General features: G+C 26.9%; 18 protein-coding genes. 10 read left to right on the top strand and 8 right to left on the bottom strand.

Annotated elements, in window-relative coordinates; all coding sequences use genetic code 11:
- The first annotated feature begins 6 nt into the window (after positions 1–6).
- From KQY27_RS06740 to KQY27_RS06730, 3 genes are all read left to right on the top strand, one after another.
- Positions 7–1242, top strand: coding sequence for a 4Fe-4S binding protein (locus tag KQY27_RS06740; RefSeq protein ID WP_224425811.1), 1236 nt, complete (start codon positions 7–9; stop codon positions 1240–1242).
- A gap of 377 nt (positions 1243–1619) precedes the next feature.
- Positions 1620–1916, top strand: a complete 297-nt coding sequence (locus KQY27_RS06735) for a DUF6364 family protein (RefSeq protein WP_224425810.1) — start codon at positions 1620–1622, stop codon at positions 1914–1916.
- Positions 1913–2305: a PIN domain-containing protein gene (locus tag KQY27_RS06730; RefSeq protein ID WP_224425809.1), complete on the top strand. Its 393-nt coding sequence runs from the start codon at positions 1913–1915 to the stop codon at positions 2303–2305. Before KQY27_RS06735 ends, KQY27_RS06730 begins: the two co-directional genes overlap by 4 nt.
- 149 nt (positions 2306–2454) lie before the next feature.
- On the opposite strand, the gene KQY27_RS06725 is transcribed toward KQY27_RS06730, so the two are convergent.
- From KQY27_RS06725 to pyrC, 4 genes are all read right to left on the bottom strand, one after another.
- Complete coding sequence (locus tag KQY27_RS06725; protein ID WP_224425808.1) at positions 2455–3099, bottom strand: VTT domain-containing protein; 645 nt, start codon at positions 3097–3099, stop codon at positions 2455–2457.
- A gap of 225 nt (positions 3100–3324) precedes the next feature.
- Positions 3325–3705 (bottom strand): GNAT family N-acetyltransferase, encoded by a 381-nt coding sequence (locus KQY27_RS06720; protein ID WP_224425807.1) that lies wholly within the window; start codon positions 3703–3705, stop codon positions 3325–3327.
- Between the two features lie 33 nt (positions 3706–3738).
- Positions 3739–3918 carry a CooT family nickel-binding protein gene (locus KQY27_RS06715; protein WP_224425806.1) on the bottom strand — a complete coding sequence of 60 codons (180 nt, stop codon included), beginning with the start codon at positions 3916–3918 and terminating at the stop codon, positions 3739–3741.
- A 69-nt stretch (positions 3919–3987) separates the two neighbouring features.
- On the bottom strand, positions 3988–5334 hold the full coding sequence (gene pyrC, locus KQY27_RS06710; RefSeq protein WP_224425805.1) for a dihydroorotase: 1347 nt from the start codon (positions 5332–5334) through the stop codon (positions 3988–3990).
- Positions 5335–5554: 220 nt separating this feature from the next.
- Here pyrC and KQY27_RS06705 point away from each other — a divergent pair, with 220 nt between their 5' ends.
- Positions 5555–6775: a nucleotidyltransferase family protein gene (locus tag KQY27_RS06705; RefSeq protein WP_224425804.1), complete on the top strand. Its 1221-nt coding sequence runs from the start codon at positions 5555–5557 to the stop codon at positions 6773–6775.
- Positions 6766–7515 (top strand): peptidylprolyl isomerase, encoded by a 750-nt coding sequence (locus KQY27_RS06700; protein ID WP_224425803.1) that lies wholly within the window; start codon positions 6766–6768, stop codon positions 7513–7515. Before KQY27_RS06705 ends, KQY27_RS06700 begins: the two co-directional genes overlap by 10 nt.
- 124 nt (positions 7516–7639) lie before the next feature.
- On the opposite strand, the gene KQY27_RS06695 is transcribed toward KQY27_RS06700, so the two are convergent.
- The 3 genes from KQY27_RS06695 to KQY27_RS06685 all read right to left on the bottom strand — a co-directional run bounded on the left by KQY27_RS06695 (position 7640) and on the right by KQY27_RS06685 (position 11329).
- Complete coding sequence (locus tag KQY27_RS06695; protein ID WP_224425802.1) at positions 7640–8845, bottom strand: hypothetical protein; 1206 nt, start codon at positions 8843–8845, stop codon at positions 7640–7642.
- Between the two features lie 164 nt (positions 8846–9009).
- The gene (gene serS / locus KQY27_RS06690; protein ID WP_224425801.1) at positions 9010–10662 is read right to left on the bottom strand and encodes a serine--tRNA ligase; all 1653 of its coding nucleotides are present in this window, start codon (positions 10660–10662) and stop codon (positions 9010–9012) included.
- A gap of 433 nt (positions 10663–11095) precedes the next feature.
- Positions 11096–11329 carry a KEOPS complex subunit Pcc1 gene (locus KQY27_RS06685; protein ID WP_224425800.1) on the bottom strand — a complete coding sequence of 78 codons (234 nt, stop codon included), beginning with the start codon at positions 11327–11329 and terminating at the stop codon, positions 11096–11098.
- 582 nt (positions 11330–11911) lie between these two features.
- Here KQY27_RS06685 and KQY27_RS06680 point away from each other — a divergent pair.
- Complete coding sequence (locus KQY27_RS06680; RefSeq protein WP_224425799.1) at positions 11912–12718, top strand: hypothetical protein; 807 nt, start codon at positions 11912–11914, stop codon at positions 12716–12718.
- Between the two features lie 158 nt (positions 12719–12876).
- Here KQY27_RS06680 and KQY27_RS06675 read toward each other — a convergent pair whose 3' ends face one another.
- Positions 12877–13662 carry an AAA family ATPase gene (locus KQY27_RS06675; protein WP_224425798.1) on the bottom strand — a complete coding sequence of 262 codons (786 nt, stop codon included), beginning with the start codon at positions 13660–13662 and terminating at the stop codon, positions 12877–12879.
- 774 nt (positions 13663–14436) lie between these two features.
- Between KQY27_RS06675 and rplJ the strand changes: the two genes are divergently transcribed.
- The 4 genes from rplJ to KQY27_RS09350 form a co-directional block, all read left to right on the top strand.
- Entirely contained in the window at positions 14437–14919 is a 483-nt protein-coding gene (gene rplJ, locus KQY27_RS06670) for a 50S ribosomal protein L16 (protein WP_224425797.1), read from the top strand.
- Between the two features lie 306 nt (positions 14920–15225).
- A complete protein-coding gene (ppsA, locus tag KQY27_RS06665; protein WP_224425796.1) occupies positions 15226–17517 on the top strand; it encodes a phosphoenolpyruvate synthase in 2292 nt (763 codons plus the stop codon).
- Positions 17518–17670: 153 nt separating this feature from the next.
- Positions 17671–18870, top strand: coding sequence for a tyrosine decarboxylase MfnA (gene mfnA, locus KQY27_RS06660; RefSeq protein ID WP_224425795.1), 1200 nt, complete (start codon positions 17671–17673; stop codon positions 18868–18870).
- A gap of 874 nt (positions 18871–19744) precedes the next feature.
- Positions 19745–21651 (top strand): right-handed parallel beta-helix repeat-containing protein (locus tag KQY27_RS09350; RefSeq protein ID WP_224425794.1); only part of this gene is annotated, 1907 nt, incomplete at its 3' end.

The raw sequence follows: 21651 nt of genomic DNA, 5'->3' as shown, positions 1-21651 counted from the left end.
TAACAAATGATCGTAGTCAATCAAGAAGACTGCATCAAATGTGGAGCATGTGAAGGAACTTGCCCAACTACAGCTATTGAATTAGAGGACCAAAAAGTTGTCTATTGTGATATCTGTGGTGGGGAACCTAAATGTGTTGAAACTTGCCCACAAGGTGCACTCAGTGTAGATGAATTACTCATTGATGAGAGTGGAGACACCCAAGCAAGAATTGTTTTCAATCCAGCTAAATGTAATCAATGTGGGGATTGCGTAGAAATATGCCCACCTCAAACATTGAAGCTTTGTGATTGTGAAGGAGCTTTGAATTTACAAGGTTTCTGTGTAATGTGTCAAAAATGTATAGACGTTTGTCCAGTTCAAGTAATTGGAATTCCAGGAATCAAAGAACCTAAAACTCGTGAATTAGAAATCACTAGTCCTATCTTTATTAAAGATTGTGTTGGATGTGGAACTTGTGTCCCTGAATGTCCTGTCGATGCTATTACACTTGAAGAAGTTGGTGGAGAAATCGTTATTGATGAAGATACTTGTATAAAATGTGGTATTTGTTCTCAAACTTGCCCATGGGATGCAGTATTCATTTCAAAAATAAAACCAGAAAAACGTTCAAAAGAAATCAAGTCATTCACTTTAGATGAAGAAACTTGTATTGGATGTAACAGCTGTGTTGATGCTTGTCCTGGTGATTTCATTGAAGCAAACTCTAACTTAACTGTAAATCTTCCATCTATTTGTGCCGCTTGTAGTTTATGTGAAAAAATCTGTCCAGTTGATGCTATTAGTTTAGATGTCGAATGGGGAGATGCTAAACCTGCAAACGAAGAAGGTGTAGTTAACAATCCTGAAAAATGTGATTTCTTAGGAACTTGTGCAACAGCTTGTCCTTCTGAAGCTATTCGTGTAGTTAGAAAGGACGGAGTACAAATACCTGGAGAAGAACAAACCAACAAAGAACCATCATTTAATATGTGTGTTAGATGTGGAGCATGTGCTGCTGCATGTCCTGAAGGTGCTTTAACTTTAGCTCCTATTGACAAAGTATACAATGGTGAAATTGTTGAAAGAAACAGAATTGTTTTCAATCCAGCTAAATGTAATCAATGTGGAGATTGTATCGATGTTTGTCCATATGATATGTTGAAACTCAAAGACGAAGGTAATTTACCTCTCGTTGGTTTCTGTACCTTATGTGAACAATGTATCGAAGCATGTCCTAAAGATGCAATGGAATTCAGATAAACACAAAAAGAGATTTTTAATTAAATATTAGATGGTTTATCCATCTATTTTCTTATTTTTTTACTTATTATTTTACTATTTAATTTATAATTAATATTTACTTATTTTTATAGAATGATAATTATTTGCTAATTCTAATCATATTATTCTAACATTTTTATAATAATATTGTTCTAATTCATATTGTTATAACTCATTATTATATTCATTATTTTTTATTAGATGCTTTTTCACGATTTCATATAAATATAATTAAATAAAAAATATATGATAATTAATTATTAGCATATAATTATTTATATATGCTAAATCATATAAATCAATATAAACATATAATTATATTACATATTTGGTATATTGTATAAATGGTATTTAATATGAAAAATGAAAACAAAATAAGAACTACTTTAAATCTTGATAAAGATGTTATGAAGAGGATTAAAGTCGTTGCTTTAAATAAAAACACTACACAAACTGAAATAATTAATAAATACTTGAAAAAAGGGCTTGAATCAGAAAAATCAGTAGATAAAATACCTAATTATTTAATAGCTAACAACGACACTTATAACCCAGATCCTGAAGAAATCGAGAAAATGGCTGGGATGTTTATAACTGATAAACCTTTTAATGCTGTAAAAATTGTAAGAAAAATAAGAAAGGGATATTTATGATATTTCTTGATACTAGCTTTATAGTTTCTTACTATGTAACTAGTGAAAAACATCATCAAAAAGCATTGAAAATATCTAAAGATATTGTTGGTAAGGAACAGATAATATCTAGATTGATAATATCTGAGGTCGTGAATGTTCTACACAATAAATTAAAATTAGATAAAGAAAAGATAATGGAACTTTATTATATTTTGAATAAAAATTATACAATTATAGAAGATCATCATTTTTATAATCAAGCCATGAAAATGATTATGAATTACGAAAAAAGATTACCTTTTTTTGACTTTATATTTATGTGTGTAATGGAAGAATTAGAAATAAAGGAAATAGCTTCATTTGATGAACATTTTGATTTAAATAAAAATATTAATAGAATTTATTAATTAAAATATTAATTAAAATATCTTATAATAATATTTCTTATAAAAATAATTGCTATTTTTATATTCTTATTTGTATTATCTTATTATTTTTATTCTATTATTATTTCTATTATTCTATTATTTTTATTATTCTTATTATTCTATTATTTCTATTCTGATTTTTTTGATTTTAGTTTTTTATATAATATATATCCTACTATACCAATAACAATAGCTATTACAGCTACTTCTTCTAAAAATGAAATTTGTCCAGCTATTTCCTGATAAAAATTTCCAAATTGCCAACCTAAAAATCCAAGAATAGTAGCTCTTACTAGGCCACCAATAAATGTTATTATTATATATTTTTTTAAATCATATCTTATTATTCCACAAAATGCACTTATAGCTACACTTGGAATAATAGGGATTGCTCTTACTCCAAACAGAATTAATTCGTCATTTGTTTGCTCTTGAAACTTTTCATCAGTTTTTTCAATATCTTCCCACCGAATAGCCAAATATTTCCCCCACTTACTTATAAATGGCTTTCCAATATAATAGCAAAGTCCATAAATAAATAATGATCCTATACTCATTCCTAATGCTGCAGGAAGAGATACACTAAAGATAAGGTTCAATACTGAGTTTAAACCAATACTTTGTCCTTCTAATATGAAAAAGCTACTTCCAAGGATTATTATTGTTGATGGAATTGGGGCTATTATTTCTTCAATTATACTCCCAAGAAAAACTCCTATTGCACCATAATCAATAAAAAAAGTTTGTAATAGGGAGGTTATAGATTCTAACATATTATCATTACTTAATTATTGTCTAATTATTAAATTATTTAATTTAATTATAGATTAATTTTAAACTTAATTATTTATAATTGAATTTAAATTTATAATTGAATTTAATTATTAATTTTATTATAAGTTAATTTATATTAAAAATAAATTAACTTTATTCATATTATTAAATTAATTTTATTTTTTAAATTTTATATTCTATTTAATTTTATTATTTGTACATTATTACCTATTCAACTTAAATATGCTTCCTTCTCTTATATAACCTTTTTTCAGATAAAATTTATCTTCATCTGACATTACATATATGTCATGTTCAGGATAGTCTATACATAGTTGTTCCATAAGTTTTTGTCCAATTTTATTGTTTCTATAATCTCTGTCTACTAACAAATCACATATATAAATATAAAAACCATAATCATCTAAAGAACGTGAATATCCACATAAAGTATTCTCTTCATAGGCAACATAGGTAATAGATTCTAGTAATGCTTTTTTGTACTTTTCAATAGTATTAGTAGAAGTATAACAGTCCCAACCTTCTTTTTTTAGAAGACTAATTAATGATTCTTCATCTTTTCTTTCATATTTTTTCAGATGCATTATTTAACACAATCCGATAATTTACATGCTAAATTAACTTTCTTCTATTATTAATTTATGCTCTTCTAATTCTAACCGAATAAATTTACCATTAATAACTTTTTTTTCATTTAATATATCTGTCATAGTTATTTTTTCACCATCAATATCAACAACCATAACATCTTCCATTAGTAAGTCACCATTTGTATTATAAATATTAGATTCACACATAATTAAAACCTCTATAATTAGTTTATTTATTAAAATTATTAATAATTATTAAATGAATTTTGTATTAAATTAATCATAAACATATTTTCTTGCATTGTTATTATTTAAATCAAAATTATCTTCTATATAATTTTCTTTCATTATAATATTCCCATTACAAATTGTCATAGTAGCTATTCCTTTATATTCACAATTTTCAAATGGGCTGTATTCTGCCTTGGTATAAAATTCATCAAGTTTAAATTTTCCTTTTTTTTTCAAATCCACTACAACAAGATCTGCATCATAGTCTATTTTTATTTTTCCTTTGTTTTCAATATTAAATCTATGTGCTGGATTTTCTGACATTAATTTAGGTATCATTTTCAAATCAATATTTCCTTTGTTTACTTCAGTAAGTAATAACGGAAGAGTTGTTTCTAAATTAGGAATCCCTGGGCTTGAATCCCAAACTCCTTTTTGTTTTTCTTCTAAAGAATGAGGGGCATGATCTGTTCCAATCATATTAATATTCTTCAAATTAGAAATGGTTAAATTTTCTCCTTCAGGCCTAAGAGGAGGATTTGTTTTCAACATAGTTCCAAATTTATCAAAAGCTGTGTTATTGAGAAGTAAATGGTGAGGGGTTATTTCTGTTGTAATATCAAATTTGTCTAAAGCTAATTTTAAAGATTTTAAATAATCCAATGATTTTTTTGTACTTAAATGACAAATATGTAAAGATAATTTATATTTTTCAGCTAAAAATGTCGCATAACCAACTGAAACAAGTTCTGACTCTGATGGTCGAGCATAGCTATAATCTATGGCTGTATTTCCTCGTGTACAACCTAATCTTTTAAGTCTTTTAGTATTTTCTTCTATAATTTCTTTATTTTCACAATGTAAAGTTATTATATGTTGTAATTTTGATTTTGAACCATATTCTTTATTTATAATAGATATATTTTTAAACATATCTTCAATTTCAGAATCACTAAATAAATCCATGAATATTTTAAAAGAAGCAGGATTAAGCTTAGCTATTTTTCTAAGATTATCTAAATCTTTAACTCCAGCATGAAGTCCAAAATTGACTATGCTTTTATTTTCACCTATTTTTTTCTTTTCTTTAAAAGCTTTAGCTGTATCTGTTGGAGGAATTGTGTTGGGCATATCTAATATAGTTGTAAATCCTCCATTAGCTGCAGCCAAACTCCCTGTTTTAAGACTTTCTTTGTAAGTTAAACCAGGATCTCTAAAATGAACATGGGGATCAATTAAACCTGGTAAAACGAAGTTATTTTTTACATCAACCTCATTATCTCCTTTCAAAGGTTGTTTAGATATTTCTGCAATTTTTCCATTTTTTATCCCAATATAATTATTATCAGAATTATCAACAAATTTACAATTTTTAAGTACTAAATCGTTCATTTTTAGCTTCCTGGAGATTTAATCATTGAATAATAAAATAATAAAGTAATAAATTAATAGTAATACCTCAAAATTTGGATATTCTTATTTTTTTTCTAATTATTTGTTTTTTATACCTTATATTTTTATTGTAGTATTTTATTCTAGTATCTTTGTATTTTCATACTTTCTTTTTTAATATTAGAAAACTAATTATAATGAAAAAAATATAAATAAAAATATGCCTTCAGATGAACTACAACCATCAGAAGATTTTGTAAAAGAAATCATTAAAAGAGATAGAAAAATCTTTTTTAAGGATTATAATGATTCTATCAATTATAAATCATCTAATAATTATAATAATGATATTAACATTGATATTGATAATAATATGCATGATGATAACATTGAAGATAATCATAAAAGTATTCCTTTTAAATCTGACGAAAATCCAATCATTGCTGATTTCACAGAATACAATCCTCTTCATAATGGGCATTATCATTGTATGAAAGTAGCTAAAGAGAAAGTTCCTAATGGAATTTTTGTAGCTATTGTACCGGGCCTATTTGAAAGAAGTGGTAGAGGAATTCCTTTTATAATGACTAGACAAGCTAGAGCTAAAATAGCTATAGCTGTTGGTGCAGATATTGTAGTTGAAGGGCCTCCTATGGGAATTATGGGTTCTGGACAATACTCATTGTGCTTAGCTAAAACTTTCCAAGGGGTTTGTGCTGACTATATGCCTAGAGGATATCGTCCTTTTGATGAATATGGGATTATTCTTGATAGAATAGCTAAAGGCCATGGAGTTGCTCCTAAACCTTATAAAATCATCGATATGGACACTTCTGAAGTTTTATTTGAAGGTAAACTTGAAGAAGATAATTATGTTATAGCTTCGCTTTCAAAATCTTTAAAAAAAATCAATTTTGACTTTAAAAACAAATTTATATTTGTTAAGCGTATTAAAGGAGTAAGTGGAACTTTAATTCGCCAAGCTACTACAACAGGTAACTTTAACAATGTTAAAACTATGTTACCTAAAGAAACCATATCTATACTTGAAAATGAAATGAAAGAAGGTAGGGCTCCACTTCACTTATCTCGAGATAGTGATTCAATACTAGATTCAGCTAATAATCTTTCATTAGACGAATTAAATAAATTAAATTTGATTGATAAAGAAACTGCTAAAAAAATTGTTGAATCAAGAGAAAATAAAGATTTTGAATCTATTGAAGAAATTCAAAATTGTATCTCATATGGGTTTTCAACTCACTTCAACCATAGGGTTTTAAGTGTATTAGAAACTAAAATAAATAAGGATATAATTTATGATTATATTGATAACTACTCTTCTAAAATACGTGTTTTAGATTATAAAAATGAAGATGTTTTAGAAGAATTTAAACAAAAAATTAACAATAATAATAGGAGAATCGAATTATGGCAATAAAAAATGGTGATTTTATTAAATTAGAATTTACTGGTAAAATTAAAGAAACTGGGGATGTTTTTGATACTACTAATCAAGAAGTAGCTGAAGAAGCTGGAATTTTAGTAGAAAATAAAGAATATGGTCCTATTCCAATTATTGTTGGAGGAAATCATTTACTTAAAGCTATTGATGAGGCTGTTATTGGAATGGACGTTGGAGATTCAAAAGAAATTGAAGTATCTCCTAAAGATGGTTTTGGAGAAAGAGACTCTAATTTAATTCAATTAATTCCTATGAAAGAGTTTAAAAAACAGGGGATGACTCCTCATGTTGGAATGGAATTAACTTCTGAAGGGCACAAAGGAAGAGTTTTAACTATTAGTGGTGGAAGAGTAAGAGTTGACTTTAATCATGATTTAGCTGGTAAAACTCTCGAATATGCTGTTGTTGTTTCTGATATTATTGAAGAGGATGAAGAAAGAATAAAAAGTATGATTCAACTTCATTATTCATATCCTAATATGGATCTCAATAAAACTGAAATTAAAATTGATGGAGATAAAGTCAGTATAAAATTAGATGAAATCACCAGATTTGACCAAAAATCTTACATGGATGTTACTTTTGCAAGATTTAGAATTGCTAAAGACATCTGGGATAACATGGACTTTGAAAAAGTAGAATTTGTTGATGAATTTGAAAAGAAAGTAGAAGAATCTGATGAACAAGATTCTAATAATGAAAAAAGTGAAGAATAAATAGATTCTTACTTTTTTATAATTTTTATCTTCATTGTTTGTTTTTATTTTTATTTTTCTTTTTAAACTTTTATTTTTTATTATTCTCTAATTTTTATTATATTATTTAGATTTTTATTTAAAATTAACTAAACATTTGACCAAGAACTTCTCCAGGGTTTCCAATGAATGCTCCTAGGGCACTTATGAAACTTGGGTATTGGCCATTTAATGTTAATAGATAGACTATATATAATACAACTAATATAATCAGTATAACTAATAGCACAGTCAAAACTTTTTCTAATGAAGAAAATGGTTTCTTTTCTTCTTTTTTATAATGAATGTTCCCTCTATGTAATGTAGAATGTGTATATTCTCTTGGATTTTCTTTATTTGGAGTGTCAGATTTAACACTTCTCAAATTTTCCATAATTGGAACATTTCTATTTCTATCTTCATTATTATTAATTCCTGAATTGGTAAATTTTTCTGTTTGAACTGGTTCTTCTGGAACATCTGGAACGAAAGGTTCTCTAGTTATTGATCCATGCTCTGCTTCATCTTTAGCTAATTGCTCACTTAAAGAAACATTTTGAACTTTATTAGCTCCAATATTTCTATTATCTCTAAAATTTTCACCAGATCTATTCTCACCATGTCTGGTATTTTTCTGATTTTCAGGATTTTCATCAAAATAAAGATCATCTAAATATTTTTCATATTTTTCTTCAATTTTATTGTCATATTGAGGTTTTGAAGAATTGTTATTTCCATTAATATCATTATATAATCTATCATCACTATAAATATCATCATGAGGTCTATATGGGTTATTATTGTTGTGATTTAGATTATTATTTAGATTATTATTAAGGTTTTCATTTAAATTATTGTTGTCATTAAGATTATTATTAAGGTTTTTATTAAAATCATCATTATCTCTATTGATATTTTGATTTTGAGGAGGTATTTCTTCTTTTATTCTCTGAGGTTCTCTTGTAATTTGATCTATTGGGTTTGTTTCTTCGATTTTTGGGGTTTGTGTTTGTTCTATTGGGGTTTCTTTTTGAATTGTATTTTCTGACCCTTTTTGTACAGGAGTTTGTTCTTGATTATCGTATGTATCTTTTGGAGTGGAAACATCTTGTTTTGGAATAGAAGTGTCCTGAGTTTCACTATCTGGAGTTTTACTGGCAATACTTGTTAATTCTGGACCTACAAGATCACTCATACATTCTTCACAGTAATTCTTACCAGCAATATTTATTGCACAATCTTCACATAATTCTTTTCCACAGAACTGGCAATTAGCTACAGATTCTTTATTTGGATGATTTTGACAACTCATGTTTTCTACCTCAATAATAAGATGATAAATAATATTATATTATAATTGTTCTCACTCATTATTTATATTTAATGTTAATATTAATAGATATAAATTTAATAGGATATAAACAAAGATAGATAAATAATTCTATAATGAATTATTTTATATATTTGTTCATATTTCTATTCTTTTGTAGGCCAAGTTAATATTTTTGGTATTTTAACTTTTTTATAATGATCTTTTATTATCTGTGGCCAATTCTCTTCATCAAATCCTTTTTGAGCTAAAAATCCGAACAACCATCTAGTTAAACCTAAACCAGTACAACCTGTCCAAAGTGTATGTTTATGAGCTTCTCTAATAGAGAATCCTTCAGTAAAATGAGTTCCATGGACATTTGCAGAAACAACAGCTACTCCTTTTTTCTGGCCTGGAACTACTAACCTCATTTCATATTTTGGAACATCTGGAAATTCGATTCCTCTGTTTTCAACTTTTCTTCCTTCAAGATAGAATGGATCATCTCCAATTTCAGTATACCATTGAAGTTCAAGTTCACTAGCTAATTCATGGGATAATTCAAGAGTATCGTCTCTGATTTTATTAGTATTTTCTGGTTTATCTATCCATACTAATTCAATACGTTGGAATTCATGAACTCTATCAATTCCTTTAGCTCCACCAGACTCCCATCTATATGTCCAACCACTTTTATCATAGAATTTTATTGGAAGATCTTTTTCATCTATAACTTCATGAGAAAGGAATTCATAGAATGGCTCACATTGAGCAGCAGCTAAAACATATGCAGGATCTTTAAGTCCATCTTTTAGAAGATCCATTGGAACTTCTCGGTTAATAGCTAATTCATTTTTAAACTTATCAAATAATTCTGGGTCTCTCTTTGGAGCACTACAATAATACATTCCTTCAGGAAGGCCATCAAGATATCTCATCTTGTCCATTGTAGGAATTGGAATTAATTTTGGGAAAAGACATTCATCAAATCCAAGTTTTTCAATTACTTTATCAATAAGAATTGCTTCAAATGCTCTTTGAAGTGCTGTCATTTGAGGTCCATAAAACCACTGTCCTCTTCCAGGGAATGTTTTTATCCATCCAAGTTCAATAGCTTTTTCAGTCACATCTCCCTTAAAATATGTTTCAAATTCAGGACTTCTAGCTATTATTTCTCCAGGAGTAATCTTTGTTACACTAAATGTAAGATCTTTTTGTTCTCCAGTATCATCATCTGGACATCCAGCTGCCATAGGTGCTTTTTCTTCATCATCAACCTTTTTTTCTCCAATTTTGTCTTTATCATCTTCTTTATTATCTTCTTCTTTTTTAGTAGCTACATGTTTTATTACTCTATTTACTGTCTGTTTCTTAATTTCAGATTCATTAATATCTTTTAAAGTAATAACAACATTTTTACCTTCTATTTTTAAATCAGTTATTTGTGGAAGGTTTTTTGCAAGGTCTTTGTTGATTTCATATTCACCAACTCCTGTTGGAATGGTTACTGTATAGGTATCTACATGTAATTTTCTAACACCTAAATGGTATTTTTTACCAAGTAATTGTGTTAATGGTTTTTTAATCCTAAGTAATCCATCATGGGATCTTACTTTACTGCCAGATTCAATTTCAACATGCAATTCATTATCTTTAACATCCCATTTTGTTATTTGTGCACCATCTTCTTCACGTCCCTCTTTTACACCACGAAGCAATATTTCTTTATTAGCTTCTTCAATGAAGTTAGCTATGTCCTCTTTAGCTTCTTCAACATTTTTATTAAATGTTATTGTCCCTTCAAGTAAAAATTTCATTATTTCACCTTTTATAAGAATAATTTTTATATTTTTGATTATTTTATTAAAGAAATTATAAATTAGATTATATTTGATTATAATTATATCATATTAAATAAATATATCCTATTATATAATAATATCCTATTATATAATATTCTATTATATAATATCCTATTTTATATTATTTAATATTATATTTGATTATTATATTGATATAGAATATCTAGATAATCTGTATTATTAAAATTATAAAATTTAGATTAATATTTACATCAATTATAGATTTTTTAAAATATTTTTAAAATATTTTTATAAAATTATTATATTATTAATTATAATAAAATAATTAATAAAATAATTTTTTAAATTATCATCTAATAATTAATTTTAAATATTAAGTAAACTATTTAATTAGTTAATATATGATTAATTAGTTAATGTTTGATATTTAACTACTCGATACCGATTCAAGAACTTTTTCAACAAGTATTTCAGAAAATATTAAATCGTCAGCTGTAGCTAGAAATGTAGAAAGAGAATCAGACTTTAAACTAAAAGTGAGAATGTTATTTTCTTTTTTAGATTTGACATAGCCTTTATTTTCTGCTTCTAAAGATTTTAAGGATATATCAGCGTCCTTGGAATTTTCATATTCCATTTTAATTTCAGCTTCTATTTTCATTTTATCAACATCTTTTTGAAATAAAATTAGTAGTTTTTTTAAATTTATAATATTTAAAGATATTTTTGTTTTTAATATTATATATCTTTATCTATATGTAGTTATAATCATATCGTAATTTAAAGTTAAATAAATATCTAAAAAATATTCATATGAAAAGGCTAAATTTTGTTTTTATCACTAATTTTTTTTATTAAATTTCTTGATTTTATTTAATGTTAATTTTTTAGAAAAATATATATATTAGAATTAATTTAATTTATTAAATATATAGTAATTGGAAATTTTAACATTTAAACATATAAAAAAGACGTTATAAATCTTTAAAGAATCAATATTTGCATTAAATGTGATTTAATTATAATTTTTAAGAATGTTTTTTTGAATATCATATTATTACATAACGAATATTCTAGATTTGTCTTTATAACAATTGTTATTAAAATTAAAATTGGGATTACTATATTTGGTAAATATATACTCTAAATATAACTATAATATATTGTATAATATCTCATAAATCTCATATTATAATCTATATTATACTTTATATTATAATCTATAATTATAGGTTTTGAAATAATGAAAAATAATAAAAAATATAGTATTTTAATACTATTCAGTGTTTTAATTGTACTAGTTTCAATGTCTAGTGTAAATGCTACTAAAAATACTCATATTGTAGTTGATAAAATTTCAGATACTACTGAAAATGGTTATGTTGATATTAAAGCTACAATATATGATGAAAATAATAATGTATTACCTGGAAAAATGATAGATTTTTCAGTTAATGGTGGGCATTGTAATGGTCATATAGTCTCAGATGAAAATGGTATAAGTGGTATGTATAACTACTTTGTACAAAATTCAGGTAAAAATACAGTCAATGTTAGTTTTGCAGGAGATAGTGAATATTCAAGTAGTTATAATGTTGTTACTTTTAATGTTATAAGTCCAAATCAAATAAACAATACGACTTCAGTTAATAATACAAATTCAGACAATAAAACTATTACAAAAAATACTCCAAAAACTTCTTTGAAAGTAAAAAATAATTATGCTGTTTCAAAAGGTAAATTAGCTTTAAAATCTCTTTTTACAAATGCGGGTCCAAATAAAAAGACATTTTTAGTATATTACAAAATTCCTAAAGGTTTGGCCGTTAAAAAACCATTAGTTAGTAAAGGAGTTAAATTCCATTATAATAAAAAAACTAGAATACTCATATTAAAAGTTGAAAACTTAAAAGTTGGTTCAAAAAATTCAGCAAAAGTTATTTTTAATTTCAAGGCTAAAAAAGGAATATATAAGTTTTCTCCAGTGATTAAAACTTCTGGATTAAAAACAATATATAACAATAAAATAAAAGCAATAGTAAAAAGATAGTTTTATGTGATGCTTTATTATTATGAAGAATTAATCCTATCTAAAAAAGAGCATTTCTGGCTGAAAATCATAAAATAATCAGTCAGAGAAGTTCAATATTCATCGAATAAATATTAATTTTTTATTTACATTTTTTTATTCATGAATCTCATTTTCTTTCATGAATCTAGCATTGTTTCTAAATTAGATGCTATTTTTTTTATAGATCTAAGAGCAGATGAGTTTTTGTAATTCATCAATGGTTTTCCTTCCATATCTGACATAGTAACATCTTTGTCTGTAGGAATAGATCCTATAAGTTCAATATCTAATTCATTTAGATTTTTTTCCACAAATTCTTTTTCTTCTATTGAAGAACATTTATTTAAAACAGCTAATGTCTTTTTTATTCCAATATCTGTTGAAAGATTTTTAATTCTTTCAGCTGTTTCAAGAGATTTAAGGCCTGGTTCAACTACAATAATCATTGCATCAACAGATTCGGCTGTACGCCGTCCAAGATGTTCAATTCCCGCTTCCATATCAAGTAAAACCATTTCTTCTTTTTTAACAACAATGTTTCGAAGAAGAGCTTTAAGTAATACGGCAGCTGGACAAACACAACCTTCTCCACCTTTTTCAACAGTACCCATAGTCATTAATTTGAGGGATCCATCTTTTTTGTAATCATAAGATAGTTTTTCAGGAAGATCACTGATTTTAGGGTTCATTTTGAACACTTCTCCAAATGAAGCACCACTGTCTGCACCTGTCCGTTCTTTAATTAATTCTCGCATAGATGAAATCGGAACAATTTTTTCTTTAACTCCAAGACTTGTTGCTAAATTCATATCTGGATCGGCATCAATTGCAAAAACAGCATGGTTTTCTGAGAATATACATGCTAATGTACTAGTTAATGTAGTTTTTCCAACACCACCTTTTCCACTAATTGCAATTTTCATTTTATCTCCTTATTTATAAATATTTTCTTATTTTAATAGATATTCAATATTTTAATTCTATTTTAATTCTATTTTATTTATTATTTATTTATTATTTATTTTATTTTAATTATTTTATCCAATAAATTTTAAAATATTCAAAAATTTTTATACTATGCTTTACATATATTATTATTGTAATAAACATTTATTTATAATGAGATTATATGAGATTATAGTAATTTTAATGAAATCATAAATATAATAAATAAAATTTTATTTCATTATAATAATCAATAATAATTCATATTATAATTTATTCAATAATTTATTCATATAATATAATAATTTTATAAAAATAAATTGAAAATATATTAAAATTAAATCAAAATTAAAATTTAATCATAAAAATAAATTATAAAAATAATTATAAATATAATAAAAATATGTAATAACCAAATTAATTAATAAAATTTAAGGATTAATTCATTTTTGCTAAAAATTAAATTTTAAAAATTTAAATCTTGGTTATTTTACTATATATTATATTCAATATAGTAACATTTATTAATACCAATTCAGATAAATAATTTTATTCTATCTAGTTATGTATTTAATATAAATCTTAAATATTTTTAATCTTAAATTTTATATTATTGGGCATAGTTTGTGTTTTAGTAGCAATTTGAGATAATTCGCTCTTAAAAATGCCTATAAGTCTATTGTGACTTAATAAAATTATTTTGATAGAAACACAATTAATATATAATTCAATTTTATTATGGAGGACTATTAATGGTTCGTGCTTATACAAGAAGAGAATATATAAGAAAAATTCCTGGTTCTAAGGTAGTTCAATTTGATATGGGGAATCTCTCTGAGGAATTTCCAGTAAAAGTAACTTTGGCTGTGAAAAGCCCTGCTCATTTGAGTCATAACTCATTAGAAGCTGCTCGTATTGCTTCTAACAGATTTATGCAAAGAAAAGCCGGAAGAATGGGATATCATTTAAAAATTAGAGTTTTCCCTCACCAAATCGTAAGAGAAAACCCAATGGCTACAGGTGCAGGTGCAGATAGGGTACAGAATGGTATGAGAAAAGCTTTTGGTAAATCAATTAGTTCTGAAGCTATTGTTAAAAAAAATCAAAAAGTTTTAACCATCGAAACCAATAAAAAGAATTTCCTTGATGCAAAAGAATCTTTAAGAAGAGCATCTATGAAATTGCCTGTTGGTTGTAGAATCGTAGTTGAAAAAGGAGAAGAATTAGTTAAATAATCTTATTATTTAACTTTTTATCTTGTTTAATCTGTTATTAGATTATAATTTATAAATATACTGAGATATTATTCAGATTATCCAATATTTGTGTATTTTTTACGATAATTTTTACATTAAGTTTTACATTAAACATTAATTAATATATTAGGTAATATATTAAGTTTTAATTAAGCCTTAGTTAATATATTAGGTTATAATTAAGATTTAATCAAATCATATATTAATTAAGTTTAAATTAAGTTTAATAATTTTACAATCATTATTATGGCATTATTTTCTATTTAGAAATCAAGGATGAAAACTATGTATGTTGAAAGGTTTGAAAATATAAGTAAGGAAGATGTTGGAATTGCTGGGGGAAAAGGAGCTAATTTAGGCGAATTAACTCAAGCAGGGATACCAGTACCTCCTGGATTTGTAGTTACTGCAGAAACTTATAATAAATTCATGACTGATACAGGAATAATCGATAATATCATGGATATATTAAGTGGAATTGATATTAATAATACTAAAGAACTTCAAAAATCAGCTGAAAAGATTAAAAAAATTATTATAAATACTTCTATTCCAGAAGATATTTCTGCTCTTATTATTGAAGCTTATAATGCTCTTTGTCAAAAAACTGGGGACGATGATCTTCTTGTAGCTATTAGATCTTCAGCAACTGCAGAAGATTTACCAGAAGCTTCATTTGCAGGTCAACAAGATACATTTTTAAATATTCATGGTTCTGAATCTGTAATCGAATATGTAAGGAAATGTTGGGCATCTCTTTTTGAAGCTAGAGCAATATTTTATCGTGAAGAAAATAATTTTGAACATTCAAAAGTTTATATTGCAGTAGTTGTTCAAGAGATGGTCGAATCTGAAAAAGCAGGTGTAATGTTTACTGTTAATCCTTCTACTGGTGAAGATGTAGCTCTTATTGAAGGATCTTGGGGATTAGGAGAAGCTGTTGTTTCAGGTTCTGTAACTCCAGATACTTATTATGTTGATAAAAAGACTAATGAAGTCTTAAACTTAAGTATTGCTGATAAAAAGGTAATGTTTGAAAAATTACCTAGTGGTGAAACTAAACAAGTTGATGTTCCAGAAGAACTAAGAAATAAAAGGGTTTTATCTGAAAATGAACTTATTGAGTTAACTGAAATGGGAAAACGTATCCAAAAGCATTATGATGCTCCACAAGATACTGAATGGGCTTTCCATGATAACACTCTTTATATGTTACAATCAAGACCAATCACTACTTTAGATGAAGGTACTGAAGTTTCAGGTTCTACTGCAGAACCTGATGATGATTTGGAATCTAGGGAAGTTATTGTAAGGGGTCTTGGTGCAAGTCCTGGAATGGCATCTGGCTCTGTTAAAATTATTCGTAAAATTGATGAGTTAGATAAAATTCAAGATGGGGATATAATGGTTACAACCATGACTACTCCTGATATGGTTCCAGCTATGAAAAGATCTAGTGGAATTATCACTGATGAAGGTGGAATAACTTGTCATGCAGCAATTATATCTCGTGAACTTGGAATTCCTTGTGTTGTTGGAACTGGAAATGCAACTGAAGTTCTTAAAGAAAATTCTAAAGTAACTATTGATGGTAAAAAAGGGCTTGTCTTTGAAGGTGAGTTCAAAATAACTAAAGAAAAACAAACTGAAAAAATCTCTGTTCAAGCTGCAGCCCCTATTATAACTGTAACTGAAGTTAAAGCTAACGTGAGTATGCCAGAAGCAGCTAAAAAAGCTTTCGCTACTGGTGCTGATGGGGTAGGATTGCTTAGAACAGAACATATGATGTTAACTGCTGGTGTTCATCCAAATAAATTTATCAATGATGGTAGGGAAGATGAACTTATAAAAATATTGATGGAAAATATTTTAAAAGTAGTGGATGTTTTCTATCCAAAACCAGTTTGGTATAGAACTTTAGATGCTCCTACAGACGAATTCCAAACCCTTGAAGGTGGAGAAGATGAACCTCATGAACATAATCCAATGCTTGGTTGGAGAGGTATTAGAAGAGAGCTTGATCAGCCCGATATTCTTAAAGCTGAATTTAAAGCTATTAAAAAGCTCCATGAACAAGGCTATACTAATATCGGAATTATGATTCCATTATCACAGAGTCCTGAAGAATTAAGAAAAGCTAAAATGATTTCTGAAGAAGTAGGACTTATACCTCACAAAGATGTTGATTTTGGCATAATGGTAGAAACTCCAGCTGCAGCTCTTATGATAGAAGAATTTATTGAAGTTGGAATTGATTTTGCAAGCTTAGGAACTAATGATCTTACTCAATATACTCTTGCTGTTGATAGAAATAATGAGTTAGTAGCTAAAAACTATAATGAAGAACATCCTGCCGTTTTAAAGCTAATTGCAAGAACTATTGAAAAATGTGCTGAAGCAGGTGTAACATCTAGTATTTGTGGTCAAGCGGGCAGTAAACCTCATATAGTTGAAAAACTAGTTGAACTTGGAATTAATAGTGTTTCAGCTAATACTGATGCAGTAGTTGATGTAAGACACACTGTAGCAAGGTCCGAACAAAAATTACTTTTAGATGCTGCAAGAAAACAAAAATAATTATTTTTCAGGGTATTTTTAAGTTAAGAAAGGTTTAATTAAACCTTATTATTTTATTTTTAATTCTATTATTAATTTTATTTTTATTTTAATTCTTATGAATATTATTTTATTAAGGGGATTTTATTTATATAACTTTAAAAGGTATTTTCAATGAACCAAGAACCATTAGAAAAAGAAAAAATATTAGAAGAATTAGCTAAATTCAAAGAAAAAGATTTAAAATATTCACAAGGTAATATATTAGGATCAATGTGTACACGTGCTGATCCTTTGGCTAAAGAAGTGTTTTGTGATTTTATAGACTCTAATCTTGGAGACCCTGGTCTTTTTAAAGGAACTCAAACTCTTGAGGAAAAAGCTATAAAAAATATTGGTTCTTTTCTTTCTCTTGAAGAACCATATGGTAATATTGTTACTGGTGGTACTGAAGCTAATTTAATGGCTATGAGAGCTGCACGTAATTTAGCTAGAAAGGAGAAAAATATTGGAAATATTGATGCTGATGAATATATTGTTCCTGAAATAATAGTTTCAAAATCAGGTCATTTTTCATTTAAAAAAGCAGCTGATATCCTTAATTTAAAGCTAGTTGAAGTTGATTTAGATGAAAACTATCGTGTAGATATTAATTCTGTGAAAGAAAATATAAATAATAATACAATAGCTATTGTGGGCATAGCTGGAACCACAGAACTTGGAATGATTGATCCTATTGAAGAATTATCTCAGTTAGCTATTGAAAATGATATTTATTTCCATGTTGATGCAGCTTTCGGTGGTTTTTCCATTCCATTTTTGAAAGATTTTGGATATGAAATGCCTAATTTTGATTTTTCACTAGAATGTGTTTGTTCTATTACAGTTGATCCTCATAAGATGGGTCTTGCTCCAATCCCTTCAGGTTGTATTATTTTTAGAGAAAAAAAATATTTAGATAGTATGGCTGTTGAAGCACCATACTTGACAACTAAAGAACAGTCTACTATAGTTGGAACACGTCTTGGAGCTCCAGCAGTAGCTACTTGGGCAATTATGGAACATATGGGTAGAGAAGGTTATGCAAAGAATGCTAATGAATGTATGATAAATACTGACTTTTTAGCTGATGCTCTCTTCAAAGAAGGCTTCGAACTTGTAACAGAACCTGAACTTAATATAGTTGCATTCACACATCCCAATATTCCAACTGATGAACTAGCTAGAATGCTTGAAGAAAAAGGTTGGATGGTTTCAGTATCTCATTATCCAAAAGCTATTAGAATAGTTCTCATGACACATATTAAATACACTCACTTGATCGATTTTTTAGCTAGTCTTCGCGAGATAAAAAGTGAATTGAATATAAAATGAATATGTGTTTATAGCTATTTCTAGTTTTTTAAATTTATAATTTTGATTATATTTTTTAATTTTTTTATTTTATTATTTTATTTTTTCATATACTTGTTTTTATTTTTGATTTACATGTTTATATTTTTAATGGAAAATATACTTTACAAAATCGTAATATTTATATATTAATATTTTGAATATAATATATAGTAAAAAATATATTGCAATATTAAATCTTCATTTTTGATTTAATATATGTAAAATTATATCTTTTCTACTTCGTTTAATCTAGGTTAAACGAACTAATTTGCTGTTTTTTTAATATTTTAATATATTTTAATATACATTTGACACAAAATACTCTGAATTTATAATAAATTTTATTAAATATTCAATATTTTTTATATAATTTATTTCTTATAAATAAAATACTCCTTTATTTTTCAAATAAAAATTAATTTTTTATTAATTTACTTCGTTTAACCTAGATTTAATGAAGTAATTTTTTGTACTAATTTAGCTATTTTAATAATTATCATTATCTTTTTTTTTATTAATGAAAAGAAAAACTACTATGCAGCTATATTTTTAATAGTAGTTTTTGTTTTGATTAATAAGATTAAAAGAGCTTTATAGTTGAGTAAATGCTTTTTTTAATGTAAAATTGTGATAGATAATAACTTTTTGGGGAGTTTATTACTATTTATCATTATACTGGTTTTATTAATCAAAAATAAATTTGTAATGTGGTAAAAATGGATAAATGTTGTTCTATTAAGAATTTTTTTAATATATATCACCCCCTAAATTCTTTTTCAGGATCATTTATTCTTTCTTTTTATCACATTTAAAATTTCAAAAATATTTTAAATAAACCCATAATAATGGGGAGGTGAATAAAATTAAACAAAACAAAAAAATAATAACTCAAACTTTAATTATAATAAGTATCATTTTATTAGCTGTACTTAGCTTACAAGCTGGATTTGCAGCTACCACTACTACTATTGATAACACAACTACTGGTGGAATAAGTGGTGCACTCAGTAGTTCAAGCTCTGGTGACATAATAGAACTTGAAGAAGGAACATACACAGGTAATAACAATACCAACATGACAATTAACAAAAATATTACAATTCAAGGAAAAACCAAAGACAAAGTAATACTTGACGCACAAGGACTATCAAGAATATATACAATAGGTAATAATTTGAATGTAATATTCATAAACGTAACATTCATAAATGCATACGCCGATAGTGCTGGTGGAGCAATATGGAGTTCCAATTACGGCACGTTATTAACAGTTATAAATTGTACATTCATAAATAATACTGCAACTGGTGGTGGAGGAATAGTTTCCTATGGAAATCTAACAATCAAAGATTCCACTTTCATAAATAATACTGCATCTAGTAGTGTTGGTGGGGGATTATATGCAACTACTTCTAATAGTAGAGTTGTTTATTATAATATAACTGATTCCACTTTCATAAATAATACTGCTGGTAGTGGTGGTGGTGGAATATACATAAGATCGAGTTCTTATGGTTATATTTATGGTAATGTAACTAATTGTATTTTTGCAAATAACACTGCAAATAATGGTGGAGGATTGATTTTATCTACTTCTGTATATGGATATCATTATTTTAATGTAACTAATTGTATTTTTGCAAATAACACTGCAAATACTGGTGGAGGACTAATTACAACTACTGATGCTAATGGCTCCACTTATGGTAATGTAATGAATTGTATTTTTGCAAATAACACTGCAACTGTTGATTATGCTGGAGGAATGCGTGTAAGCTGTACTAGTGATGGTGCTATTAATGTTAATATAACTGATTCTACTTTCATAAATAACACTGCATTATATGGTGGGGGATTACATGTAGGTACTGGTGGTAGCCGTAATTCTTATCATGTCAATGTAATAAATTGTACTTTTGCTAATAACACTGCATCATCTGGTGGAGGAATGAGTGTGAATAGTCCGGGTGCTGGTTTGTCTTGTATTAATATACTTGATTCTATTTTTGCAAATAACACTGCAAATAATGAGGGTGGAGGACTTGCTATATCTGCTGCTTCTGCTAATGCTCATTCTGATGTTAATATAACTAATTGTATTTTTGCAAATAATACTGCAACTAATGGTGGGGGAATTAGAATTACTGGTGGAAATGGCAATGGAAGTACTAATGTGACTATTGATAATTCTACCATAAGTGGTAATTCTGCTGATGGCAATGGTGGTGGTGTATATATTTCTTCTGGTGAAAACAGTTCTAGTGATGCGACTATTTCTGATAGTGAAATTACTGGTAATAGTGGTGATGGTGTTTCTAATGACAAAGGTGATCTAAATATAACTGGCAGTAATGTTTCAAATAATACTGGTAATGGAATTACTACTGGTACTGAAGGTAACTCTACTATAACTGATAATGAGGTTGTTGGTAATGGTGGTCATGGTGTTTCTAATGAGGGTAATTCTACTATTGAAGGTAATGTTATTAATGATAATGCTGGTGATGGTATAGCTAATGGTGAAACTGGTACTACTGATATTACTAATAATGAAATTGTTGGTAATGCTGGTAATGGTGTTGATAAAGATGGTAATGCTACTATTGGAAATAATAATATTTACTTGCCTAGTACAGATATCTTCATTATAACCATAATCTACTCTCTTACGATCTACTTCATTATTAGTAATATCAGTAGTACCAGTTTCACCATTAGCTATACCATCACCAGCATTATCATTAATAACATCGAGATCTA

The sequence above is a fragment of the Methanobrevibacter sp. TMH8 genome, assembly GCF_020148105.1.
Classification (GTDB): Archaea; Methanobacteriota; Methanobacteria; order Methanobacteriales; family Methanobacteriaceae; genus Methanobinarius.
The sequence above is the reverse complement of the archived record's forward strand: the minus strand, read 5'-3'. Positions and strand labels throughout refer to the sequence as shown.

What these genes read in the sequence shown, in the direction of transcription:
- KQY27_RS06740 (WP_224425811.1), top strand. Translation starts at nt 7, where the DNA reads ATGATCGTAGTCAATCAAGAAGACTGCATCAAATGTGGAGCATGTGAA.
- KQY27_RS06735 (WP_224425810.1), top strand. Translation starts at nt 1,620, where the DNA reads ATGAAAAATGAAAACAAAATAAGAACTACTTTAAATCTTGATAAAGAT.
- KQY27_RS06730 (WP_224425809.1), top strand. Translation starts at nt 1,913, where the DNA reads ATGATATTTCTTGATACTAGCTTTATAGTTTCTTACTATGTAACTAGT.
- KQY27_RS06725 (WP_224425808.1), bottom strand. Translation starts at nt 3,099, where the DNA reads ATGTTAGAATCTATAACCTCCCTATTACAAACTTTTTTTATTGATTAT.
- KQY27_RS06720 (WP_224425807.1), bottom strand. Translation starts at nt 3,705, where the DNA reads ATGCATCTGAAAAAATATGAAAGAAAAGATGAAGAATCATTAATTAGT.
- KQY27_RS06715 (WP_224425806.1), bottom strand. Translation starts at nt 3,918, where the DNA reads ATGTGTGAATCTAATATTTATAATACAAATGGTGACTTACTAATGGAA.
- pyrC (WP_224425805.1), bottom strand. Translation starts at nt 5,334, where the DNA reads ATGAACGATTTAGTACTTAAAAATTGTAAATTTGTTGATAATTCTGAT.
- KQY27_RS06705 (WP_224425804.1), top strand. Translation starts at nt 5,555, where the DNA reads ATGCCTTCAGATGAACTACAACCATCAGAAGATTTTGTAAAAGAAATC.
- KQY27_RS06700 (WP_224425803.1), top strand. Translation starts at nt 6,766, where the DNA reads ATGGCAATAAAAAATGGTGATTTTATTAAATTAGAATTTACTGGTAAA.
- KQY27_RS06695 (WP_224425802.1), bottom strand. Translation starts at nt 8,845, where the DNA reads ATGAGTTGTCAAAATCATCCAAATAAAGAATCTGTAGCTAATTGCCAG.
- serS (WP_224425801.1), bottom strand. Translation starts at nt 10,662, where the DNA reads ATGAAATTTTTACTTGAAGGGACAATAACATTTAATAAAAATGTTGAA.
- KQY27_RS06685 (WP_224425800.1), bottom strand. Translation starts at nt 11,329, where the DNA reads ATGAAAATAGAAGCTGAAATTAAAATGGAATATGAAAATTCCAAGGAC.
- KQY27_RS06680 (WP_224425799.1), top strand. Translation starts at nt 11,912, where the DNA reads ATGAAAAATAATAAAAAATATAGTATTTTAATACTATTCAGTGTTTTA.
- KQY27_RS06675 (WP_224425798.1), bottom strand. Translation starts at nt 13,662, where the DNA reads ATGAAAATTGCAATTAGTGGAAAAGGTGGTGTTGGAAAAACTACATTA.
- rplJ (WP_224425797.1), top strand. Translation starts at nt 14,437, where the DNA reads ATGGTTCGTGCTTATACAAGAAGAGAATATATAAGAAAAATTCCTGGT.
- ppsA (WP_224425796.1), top strand. Translation starts at nt 15,226, where the DNA reads ATGTATGTTGAAAGGTTTGAAAATATAAGTAAGGAAGATGTTGGAATT.
- mfnA (WP_224425795.1), top strand. Translation starts at nt 17,671, where the DNA reads ATGAACCAAGAACCATTAGAAAAAGAAAAAATATTAGAAGAATTAGCT.